The sequence below is a fragment of the Streptomyces sp. NPDC053427 genome, from assembly GCF_044544985.1.
Taxonomy (GTDB): domain Bacteria; phylum Actinomycetota; class Actinomycetes; order Streptomycetales; family Streptomycetaceae; genus Streptomyces.
The window spans coordinates 779,819-789,584 of the sequence record NZ_JBITYA010000003.1; the positions used below are offsets into that span (position 1 = coordinate 779,819).

A 9,766-nucleotide genomic window follows, 5' to 3' on the forward strand; every position below is an offset into this window, starting at 1 on the left:
GGCGGAGGTGATCGCGATTGGCTGGGGACGTCACGAACCGCGCGGCCCGCCAGGGCCCACGAGGCAGAGGAGAGCCATGCCCAGCCTGGACGTCAACGACACCACGCTCTACTACGAGGACGAGGGGACCGGCCCGGCGCTGCTGTTCCTGCACGGCTGGGGGACCAGCGGCCGGACCTGGGGCGCCCAGCTGCCCGACTTCACCCGGGACCACCGGGTGGTCACCGTCGACTGGCGGGGCTGCGGGCGGTCGGCCCGCCCCGTCCGGGGCAACACCACCTCCGGGGTGGTCAGCGACCTGGTGGCGCTGATCGGCGCGCTGCGGCTGGACCGGCCGGTAGTCATCGGCTCGTCGATCGGCGGGTCCTTCGCCACTGAACTGGCCATACGGCGCCCTGAGTTGATCGCAGGTGTGGTTCCGGTGGGGGCGCCGGGGTACTGGCCGTCGACGCAGGTGCAGGCTCAGGCGGAGCTTGTGGCCGCCCTGCGCCGCGACCGGGCCGGTACGGTCGCAGGCTGGGTGCCGGGGTGGTACGCGCCGGGCACCGAGTCCGCGCTCATCGACTGGACGGTCCGCCAGATCCTGGATTCCGGCGTCTACATCGACGAGCACCAGGCCACCGCCGACGGCTACGACCCCCGCCCGACACTGCCCGGACTGCACGTGCCGATCCACTACATCCACGGTGAGCTGGACACGGCGATCCCCCTGGAGGTGGCCCGAACCTGCGCCGCCCTCACCCCCGGAGCCGCGGTCAGCGTGATCAACGGCGCCGCCCACATGCCACACCAGGAGCTCCCCGACCGGTTCAACACCGCACTGCGCGCCGTGCTTGCGCGGATGGCCCAGGCCGCCCGCGCCACCTCGTGACCCGCCCGGACGAGCCCACGGAGGCTGTCCCGGTCAGTCGGCGACCGCGACCAGATGCCGCAACAACGTGCGACCGGCCGCTGCCTCGACGCCTTCCCTCGCTTCGCCGCCGACAGCCGGGAATGTGAGAGGTCAGGCCGCTCGACTGGAAGCCACCTCTCTCGAAAAGCCGCATGTACCCGACAACTGAAGTGCTCAGCCCGCCAACTCCAGCGCTCATCCACCGACCGAAGCACTCGGTCACAGCAGCGTCGGTGCCCGGTGACAGCGCACCAGCGTCGGTGCCCGGTGACGGCGAACCTTGAGCCCGTGCAGTGCAACGTGAGCGGCATGGATGACTACCAAGGCATCCACCGTTCGTGAGAACACGCCCCACCCGCTCCACGCTCCGGCTACGGTCACACGCATGCATATCCCCCTGTCCGAGGCAATCGACCGGTACAAGCGGGAGCCGGGCGCGCACGGCAACGCCTACGACTGGTATCGACGGTCAGCCCAGCGAGGCAACGGGGTTTCGATCCACGGCCACACCATCCCGGCGATGAAGGTCGGGCGCCAGTGGATGGTGGAGGAGTCCGACCTGGATGCCGCTCTGGCCGCGATGAGTGAGGCGCGGGCTCTTCTGGTTCGGCGGACGGCCGACTATGACCAGCGCATTCTGCATCCGGGCACCGTACGCATCGAAGGCGGTGGGTATCGCGTAAGTGACGCGTTCCACTTCCTGTGGAACGACATGGACCGTGCCAGGCAGCGCAGCGATGGGTGCTGGATCTGCAACAGGTGCTGGACGGTAGCCACCGAGGAACACGACGGCGAGGAATGCCATCGATGCCGTGACTGGAGCCCTTGCGGGACCGCCTGCACCTTGAGCCGGATCCGCTGTCGTACCTGCGGAGCGTCGCAGGCGGCGTAAACCCTCTAAACCTTGAGCAGCAACCACATCGACCCCGAGGCGGGCGCCGTGGTCGATGACTGTGGTCCGATAGCCGGTACCGGCCCATGCCCTGCTGATGCGCGGGTGGTCAGCGGCGATGTTTGAAAGCACATGAATGCCGCCGGCATTGTCGGAGACGCGGCGGCGGTGACCAGCACGGCCAGGAGGAGGCCGGTGAGAGCGAAGGCCTCGGGGTAGCTGCTGGTGATGATCCGGGGATCTCGCGGTAGGTGCCTCCCTGCGGAGGAATGAGGCGGCGCAGTCTGAGGTTGCGCGGCTGGTGGAAGCTGCGGTTGTCTCACCAGCCGAGTACGGCCCCGGCGCCATCGGCCCGGCCGCGGCATGCCGGTGCGTCTCGTGAAGGTGCCTGCTGTTGGTGGAGGTGAAGGCGGTACTGCTTGAACCGCCCGGATGGCCCGGTCGGCCCCATGGGTTGCCGCACTGGCCCTACGCCCAGGCGGCTACATGCCGGCCGCCTCGTACGCACGAAGGACGATGGTGGCTCTGGCTCGCACCTGTTCCTCGGAGTCGTGCACCTGGATCTCTTCGAGCAACGGCTTGAACTCCGGCCATTCGATGTAGACGACAGACGAGACGGCGATGTCCCGAACCCGGTATTCGTCGTGTTCACGGGCAGCCTTGGCGAAGGCAGCGAAGAATTCCTGGTCGAACTCGCGCGGCGCACCGAACCCGGCCCGGACCAGGGACTGGGCGAGGTGGCGCGGATCCTCGTCGTCCTGAATCGCTGCCAGCAGCTCGGCGAAGCTCTCGATTTCGTCTTCCAGGTCGTCATCCATTTGCCGGATGACTCGCTCGGCGAGCTCGGGATCCTTGCCGACGGCGACGATGCAGCAGTCGTTGGAGATGTGACTTTCCAGGTAGCCGAGCACCACTTCCCGCGTCACCCCCCAATTCACCTCGCGCCCCTTTCCCCGGTCGAAGTTCCGGTCGGCTTCGTACACGACAGGCCAGCTGTACGACTGCGCCAACTCGTTGATTTCGTCGGCCATCGGGGAGTGTCGCAGTACTCGCCGTCGTGTCCGGTAGGCCATGTCCTGTCCCTTGCTTCGTTCCGCTGCGATGTGCCGGTTCGGTGTCAGTGGCCGGTGTCAGTGACGGCATGTCAGATTAGCGTGTTGTGCTGGTGGTGGCCGGACTGGGGGATCGGGTAACTGACGTGGGCGGTTTCTGCGGCGGGTGCGGCTGTCATGGGGCGGCACACCCCGCCCCGTGCCGCTATCTCAGGAACGGCACTTCTGATCCTTCGGCGGCTGCGCGGCTGCACCGTGGTGGGTGATGGTGTCCGCGGCGGAAGGCTATTGGGTGGGGGAGTCGGGCGCGTGGGGTGAGGTCACCGCGGGGTCGAGGATGTCCAGGCCTTCAGCTCCACGGTGTCTCCCTCATGTCCCAGCCCCTCGTTCACGACGGCTCCCTCCGCTGTGTTCGGTGCGCGGAATCCCCCCCCGCGCACACAGAGAAGGGAGCGGTATCGGCCCTGATGTGACACAGCGCCCGGAAAACTTCTGACGGCCTTCACGCCGCCTCGACCCACTGGGACGCCGCCTGCCGCAGCCGCGCCACTGCTCGGCTCCGCCGACGACGCAGCGCCACCGGACTCACCCCCCACGCCGATGCCGCCGCGGCATCCTGCGGCGCGCCCTCGCGGTAGTGGTCGCAGATCCCGGACGCCGCCTCCGTGGTGAGCACCTCGTGCTCCAGCGCCCACACCAGGAGCGCCACCATTTCGCCGCGGGCCCCCTCCAGCTCCTCCACCGCACTCACATCTGCCTGGAGGCCGGTCGCCTCGGCGGCCCGCGCCAGCAGCGCCGGCTCGACAGCGTCCGCAGGCTCGACACCACCCGCAAGCGCCGCAGCCCACGTCTCATCCAGAGGCTCAGAGGGCGCCAGCTCCCGCTTGAGCTCACGCGAAACCCGGTGCCACAACTCCAGCCGCAGACCTGCCGCGACCATCCGCGGCCGCCGGGCAATCGGGAAGGTGTGCACCACCTCCCACAGGGAGGCGATCACCACCTGCGCCACGTCCTCGATGTCCTCACCGCTGCGCATGCATCCGCGCAGCAGGCGGCAGGCATGCGGGAGGGGGGCCGGCCGTTCCTGTGTCCTGGGTCTGGCCCGTATGTCGGCCCGTGTGTCGGCTCTGCTCGGGCATGCCGTCGGCGAGTGCCTGGCGCTGCTGGTGGCGTTCGGACTCGCAGGGTGTTTCCAACGTGGCGGGGCTTGTTCGATCAGCTCGCTGAGGTGCTGGCGCGAGACGCGGCGAAAGGTTGGATGCGACGTGGTTGCGGGCTTGCTTGATGTTCATGTCACGACGTGCCCGCCATCAATTGTCGGTCAGGCTGTGAGCCTCAGGGGAGGAGGACAAGTTTTCCTTTGGTGCGGCGGCTGAGCAGGTCTTCGTGTGCGTCGCGAGCCCGTCCGAGATCGTACTGGGCGCCGACCAGCGGCCTCAGGCGTCGCCGGGCCGTGAGGTCGAGCAATTCTTCAAGCGCCGTACCACCGGCCCCGTTCTGGGTGATGAGTGGGACGACCCAGAAGCCGGCGACAGTGATGGTGTCCAGCGCGAGTCGGCTGGGGGCAATGGCGCAGGCGGCCTGCCGGGAGGAGGCACCGTAGGTGACCAGCCGGCCGAGGTATCCGAGGGCGTCCAAGGCGGAGTCGAGGACGGGTCCGCCGATGGCGTCGAGGATGATGTCGACCGGGCGGCCGTGATTGGCGTCGAGGACGCGGTCCTTGTAGCCGTCGGCGTCGCCGTCGATCGCCGCGTCCGCGCCCCGTTCGAGGGCAAAGGCGCGCTTGTCGTCGGACGACGCCGTGGCGATGATGCGTCCGGCCCCGAACTCCCGGGCCAACTGGAGGGCGAGACTGCCGGTTCCGCCCGCGGCAGCATGGACGACCACGCTCTCGCCGGGCCGTATCCGGGCGACCGAGCGCAGCAGATGCCATGCCGTCAGCCCCTGTATGAGCAGAGCCAGGGCCTCGCCCGCGCTCACCGGCTCCGGTAACGCGACAAGGTCGCGGTCGGCGACGATGGTCTTCGCGGCGTAGCCACCCTGGGGAACATAGCCGAGGACCCGCCGGCCGCCCGCGGTCCGGCCGACGACCTCCATCCCGGGGATGCGCGGCAGCCGTGCCTTCGGTGCGTACGGGCCTTCGGTGTGCTCGCCGGCCATCTGTTTGATGTCACCGAAGTTGACGCCCGCGGCCTCCACCTCGACGAGGGTCTCGCCCGGCACGGCCACCGGGTCCGGCAGATCGGCCTCCGTCAAAACCTCCGGACCGCCGAACCGATCGAACCGCATCGCACGCATGAACACCTCTCCCACGACTGATCACTGCTCTCTCCAAAACTACGCAGGACTCGGCGATCACGGCGGGCAATTCACTGCGCGCACACGGCAACGGCAGGTCCGCTCACGAGTCCGTCATCACCGCGCGCGTGCGACATCTTCGGCCGTCTCGAACAGCACGACCGACCTACGAGTCCGTGACGTAACGATTGGCTGTTTGTGCTGCTGATCGGGGATTCACACCATCGCGGTCAGAGCCGAATGCATAGCGCGTCAACAAAGGGGGCCGCCAGGTGTAAGCCGAGCACCGAGCTCGTCCTCGTCCGCACGACGGCCTGTTCTGCCGTGCCCGCCGATCACGCCGTCGGTGACCGGCCGCCCCGTCAGCCGGGCACGACGACGCCGCCCTGGCCCATGACCTGGTCGTTGACGACGTTCAGTCAGGTGGCGCCCGTGTGCCGCAGCCCGAAACAGCGGGGGCTGTATCCGGCGTGCAGGGACTGTGCACTGGGACGGCGATGCGGACCCTGTCGGCGGAAGTACGGCATGGGCCACGAGGCCGTGCCTGAGGATGGGGGTCCTGCGCACTACGGGCGGATCTTCAAGACCCTGCACCTGCTCCATCCCCTTCGTCTCCGACACCGGATACCCGATGCCGGATACCGCGGCATGATGGGATTTGGGTTGTGCGAGTGGATCCGGGCCATTGGGTTTGTCGTCGGCCGCGACGACATCACTCGTACCGGACCTGCCTCCGCGCCTGCCTGCACGCCGTCCGCCTGCTGGACGTTGCTCCGGGCCGGTGCGTGGCCCAGGAGGGCTTCACTTCAGACTCTCGAGACGTGACCGCGGGTTTGTGGCTGGATTCGTCGATGCGCTCTTCCCCGCCCCTCGGTCAAGCGGTACTCCTTGCCGGGATGCAGGGCGGCCGCAGCCAGGAAGGGACACTGCGATGACTCATGCGCCCCACCACGGCCAAGGAAGCTTGGAAAGTGCCGCACCTGGCGATTGGGCTGCCTGCGGCCAGACGGAGATGACCTCGTTCGACGAGGTGTACGACGAGCCGGACCCGCGAGGCTTCTTCCGTCTCCTGGGTCACTGGGACTATCAGACGCCTCACCATGCGCAGGGGGTGTTCCGGCGCGTGGCCGCCGCCCGCGCCGCCGCCCCGGTCACTGTGCTGGACATCTGCTGCTCGTACGGGATCAACGCGGCCCTTCTCAACCACGACCTCACCCTGGAGGACCTGTATGCCCACTACACGTCCCCGCAGGCCGCAGCGCTCACGACAGCGGAGTTGATCGAGTGGGACCGTGCCTATTACGCGGCTCATCGACGTCCCGACGCGCACCGGGTGATCGGGCTCGACATTGCCGCGAACGCCATCTCCTACGCTCTCGCCGTCGGTCTGCTGGACGAAGGCTTCACCGAGAACCTCGAAGTGGCTTCGCCCACCCGCGCTCTCCTGCGCGCCGTGCAGCCGACCCTTTTGGTCACCGTCACGGGGGGAGCGAGTTTCCTGTCCCCGAGCACCTTTCAACCGCTCCTCGCCGCCGCTCACGAACAGGTGTGGGTCGCGGCGTTCGTTTTGCGTACCGGCTCCTACCGCCACATCGCTGATGGGCTGGCGCCGTACGGCCTCGTCACCGAGAAAGTGGCTGGTTTGAGCTTTCCGCAGCGCCGTTTCACGAGTGTGCATGAGCAGCGGTATGCCATCGCCGCGGTGACTGCCGCCGGCGAGGACCCTCGAGGCAGGGAGACCGACGGCTACTTCCATACCGCCCTGCACCTGTCACGACCCGCGAAAGACGCCGCAGCTATTGCGCTCACCACTTTTACGTCGCAGAGCGCGTGAGCACACGCGAACCCCTACGTCGGAGAGCGCGTGAGCACACGCGAACCCCGTGCGAGGTTGCCCGCTGGTTTCGGCCGGCGGCCTGTCCGCACCGCTGAAGGGCACCGCCCGCTGCGCCAAAACCGTGCCCGGCTCGTGCGGGCCCTCTTCATGTGGCTGGACCGCCTCACACAAGCCGTCCCAGCTGCTCCGTGGGCCAGGAAGTCCTGCTGCAGGGCTGCTCGTTGGACAGGTCTGATGACGTACGGCATGACCTCGCGGCCCGCCCCGAATGCAGAGGGCGCCATCCCGACGACAGTCCGCTTCGATCCGAGCGAGTCCCTGGAGATCGACCGATGGATCCTGGAGCTGAGGACCCGGACCGGCATCTGCTGGGATAAGGCCGAAGTGATCCGTTGGGGCAAGGCCGAAGTGATCCGTTGGGGCAAGGCCGAAGTGGTCCGTTGGGGCAAGGCCGAAGTGATCCGTGAACGGCTGCGCAGGGCACGTACGCCCGGCAGTGTCCTGCGCGACGTGCTGACCGCCCGCTTCTACACGAGCTGAACCAGACGCAGACAGTCCGTGGAGGCCGCCCGTTTCAACTGGGGCCTCTCCACGCTGTGCGGCCCTGTGAGGATGGCTCCGTGCCCGGTGAACGTTCCCGGTCACCGCGCTGGTCGCAGTTGTTGATGGGGCGGGAAGTGGATTCGGCGCCCCTGTGGCAGGAGCGCCGATGTCTCACCAGCCGACGATCAGCGAGTGCCGCCGACGCCAAGGGCGTTCGTCTTGGAGGCGAGGTCGTTCTTCGTCTTCAGCTTGTCGGCGACCTTGCTCACCTGGCCGATCAACACGTCGGCGTTGATGTCACGGAGCGGGTTCTTCACTTCGTTCTTGCGGACAGTGCTGCTGTCCACCAGCTGGTCGTCACCGCGCGGCCCAGGAGCCGCGAGTGCGGGGGATGCGGCCCCCAGAACCAGCGCGACGCCCATAACACCCGCAGCGGCCTTGGCGATCTTCACGATCTGTACCCCTTCCAGCAGATGCGCTCAACGGCGCGCACGACTCTCGTGCCTCCGGAGCATCCCGTCCTCGGACGCTCATCACGCACTGCCACAGCCCCTAACCACTGCGCTCATATCAAAGTGTCGGAGCATCACTCGTCCGAGTAAATATCTTCATCAGAGTGTTCTGCGGGGCTTGTCCGGCGCGTCTGGCAGACACATTTCGGAGCCGGGCGGATGCGGGTTGCTTCGGTTGCCTCATGCTGTGATGAACAGGCTGAAGACGGTGATGAGTGCCGGGCCGGCAACGAGCACGGCTCGTGCCGTGGTCGACCCGCTGAGGCGAGCCACCGTTCCGGTGACTCAGCACTCTTGAACTGTGGGCGTGCGGTTTTGGGCTTGGTGCTCAGCTTGAGCTCAGGGGTAGAGGGTGCTGCCCACGTTCCGTGAGAGTTGGGCGGCCCAGGCGATGGCGCGGTTGCGGCCCGAGCCCTCGCCGTCCGAGACGGTGAGCAGGACACCGCCGACCCGGACGTGCACCCTGTGCTCGGTGTGTCGGCCCTCGTAGTTCAGTGTGTGGATCTCCAGGTATGCCTCGTCGCCGATTCCCTCGAGCGGTTCCACTGCGTATTCCTCGCCGGCCGAGCCGGCTTCCGCGTCGGAGGCGAAGGAGGGACAGTGCCGCATGATGTTCTGTTCGACGCGCAGGAGGTCGCGGGCCGAGGCGAGGGGCAGCGACGTGAGTGTCTGTGTGGCCACTGCATGCCCTTCGTTGGCCTTGCGGTCCACGAACATCGAGATGGCTGTCGTGATCGTTCCGCGGTAGGAGGCCGGGCTCAGCCAGGCCGGGTCCTCGTGGGGGGAGAGACAGTATTCCCACTGGCCTCGCCGCTGCTCACGGGTGCTTTCGAAGGCCGTGGTGTGTGACTCGCCGGGCTCCAGGTTCCGGCCGAAGGCAGAGTCCGGCAGCAGCGTCTTGTGCAGTTCCTGGCCGGTGAAGGTCTGCTGGGGCGGGGCAGCGGCGTCGCGACCGGGTGCGGTCGCCGGCCCCGGGGGTGTCGTGAGCGCGGGGCCTGTGGTGGGGCTCTGCCGTGCGGCGGTAGGGCTCACGGACGGGGACGGTACGTCGCCCGCCTGGCTCCGGTTGCCGCCGCACCCCGCCAGGCCTGCAGTCGCCACCACTACCGTCGCCAGCGTCCCGATCGCTCGATGTCTGTTCACCGGTTCCCTCCCCAGGTTTGCCGATCGCCGGTTGCGTCACCGTAGTCGACGGCAAGCGTCGGGGCGCCGCAGCAGAACACTCTGACCTGCAAAATTTGCCGGGTCAGGGTGTCCAGAGTGCGGGCTGAGGCGGGGGCGTCAGCCCACGTCGGCCTTGCGGGTGGTACCACAGTGCCTGGTCGCGCCCTGTGCTGTTTCGGGCTCTGCAGCATCAGCCATGACATCCCTGGGGCCCGGTCATGGGGAGCCGTTGCCTCAACCAATCGGTAAGGCTGGTGGGTGGGTCGGTTCAACGGGGAAGTTCGGCGCAGGGATGGCGGGTGACGGGTACCCGACCTCGAATGCATCGGCTGACATGCGGGTGTCGTTGACTCGAGCACGGTCCCGTCCGGGCTCACGGTCGTCCGTACGATCCGGAGCAGTGGGATGCCCTTGGACGGGCTGGGCCGCTCGGTCTCGACCGGGGTAGGCATGCGGGCGCCCACGGTCTCCTGCCAGGTCAGGGGAGGGGGTGAGCGCGGCGCTGATCGAGGACGGGATCATCACCGTTCTGTGGGCGGACCGACATGGTTGCCACCGCCATGGCGTGGACGTTCC

General features: G+C 67.8%; 9 protein-coding genes and 1 pseudogene. 4 read left to right on the top strand and 6 right to left on the bottom strand.

All coding sequences use genetic code 11. The features are described 5' to 3' along the window. Nucleotides 1-76: 76 nt before the first annotated feature. Together ACIGWZ_RS11645 and ACIGWZ_RS11650 are read left to right on the top strand one after the other, a co-directional pair. Nucleotides 77-871 (top strand): alpha/beta fold hydrolase, encoded by a 795-nt coding sequence (locus ACIGWZ_RS11645; RefSeq protein ID WP_400063210.1) that lies wholly within the window; start codon nt 77-79, stop codon nt 869-871. 406 nt (nt 872-1,277) lie between these two features. Further along, entirely contained in the window at nt 1,278-1,784 is a 507-nt protein-coding gene (locus ACIGWZ_RS11650) for a hypothetical protein (protein WP_400063302.1), read from the top strand. Nucleotides 1,785-1,808: 24 nt separating this feature from the next. Here ACIGWZ_RS11650 and ACIGWZ_RS11655 read toward each other — a convergent pair. The 4 genes and pseudogenes from ACIGWZ_RS11655 to ACIGWZ_RS11670 all read right to left on the bottom strand — a co-directional run. After that, nucleotides 1,809-1,978, bottom strand: a pseudogene (locus ACIGWZ_RS11655) (IS5/IS1182 family transposase); the annotation flags it as partial. Nucleotides 1,979-2,266: 288 nt separating this feature from the next. After that, nucleotides 2,267-2,815, bottom strand: a complete 549-nt coding sequence (locus tag ACIGWZ_RS11660) for a hypothetical protein (RefSeq protein WP_400063212.1) — start codon at nt 2,813-2,815, stop codon at nt 2,267-2,269. A gap of 523 nt (nt 2,816-3,338) precedes the next feature. Next, on the bottom strand, nt 3,339-3,872 hold the full coding sequence (locus tag ACIGWZ_RS11665) for a hypothetical protein (RefSeq protein ID WP_400063214.1): 534 nt from the start codon (nt 3,870-3,872) through the stop codon (nt 3,339-3,341). A gap of 299 nt (nt 3,873-4,171) precedes the next feature. Then, nucleotides 4,172-5,134, bottom strand: coding sequence for a zinc-binding alcohol dehydrogenase family protein (locus ACIGWZ_RS11670; RefSeq protein WP_400063216.1), 963 nt, complete (start codon nt 5,132-5,134; stop codon nt 4,172-4,174). Nucleotides 5,135-6,146: 1,012 nt separating this feature from the next. Between ACIGWZ_RS11670 and ACIGWZ_RS11675 the strand changes: the two genes are divergently transcribed. Further along, nucleotides 6,147-6,968 carry a hypothetical protein gene (locus ACIGWZ_RS11675; protein ID WP_400063218.1) on the top strand — a complete coding sequence of 274 codons (822 nt, stop codon included), beginning with the start codon at nt 6,147-6,149 and terminating at the stop codon, nt 6,966-6,968. Nucleotides 6,969-7,205: 237 nt separating this feature from the next. Further along, nucleotides 7,206-7,511, top strand: a complete 306-nt coding sequence (locus tag ACIGWZ_RS11680; protein ID WP_400063222.1) for a hypothetical protein — start codon at nt 7,206-7,208, stop codon at nt 7,509-7,511. A 188-nt stretch (nt 7,512-7,699) separates the two neighbouring features. Here the strand turns inward: ACIGWZ_RS11680 and ACIGWZ_RS11685 are convergent, their stop codons facing one another. Both ACIGWZ_RS11685 and ACIGWZ_RS11690 read right to left on the bottom strand, forming a co-directional pair. Continuing rightward, a complete protein-coding gene (locus tag ACIGWZ_RS11685) occupies nt 7,700-7,966 on the bottom strand; it encodes a hypothetical protein (protein ID WP_400063224.1) in 267 nt (88 codons plus the stop codon). Nucleotides 7,967-8,365: 399 nt separating this feature from the next. Beyond that, the gene (locus ACIGWZ_RS11690; RefSeq protein ID WP_400063226.1) at nt 8,366-9,058 is read right to left on the bottom strand and encodes a hypothetical protein; all 693 of its coding nucleotides are present in this window, start codon (nt 9,056-9,058) and stop codon (nt 8,366-8,368) included. Nucleotides 9,059-9,766 lie beyond the last annotated feature (708 nt).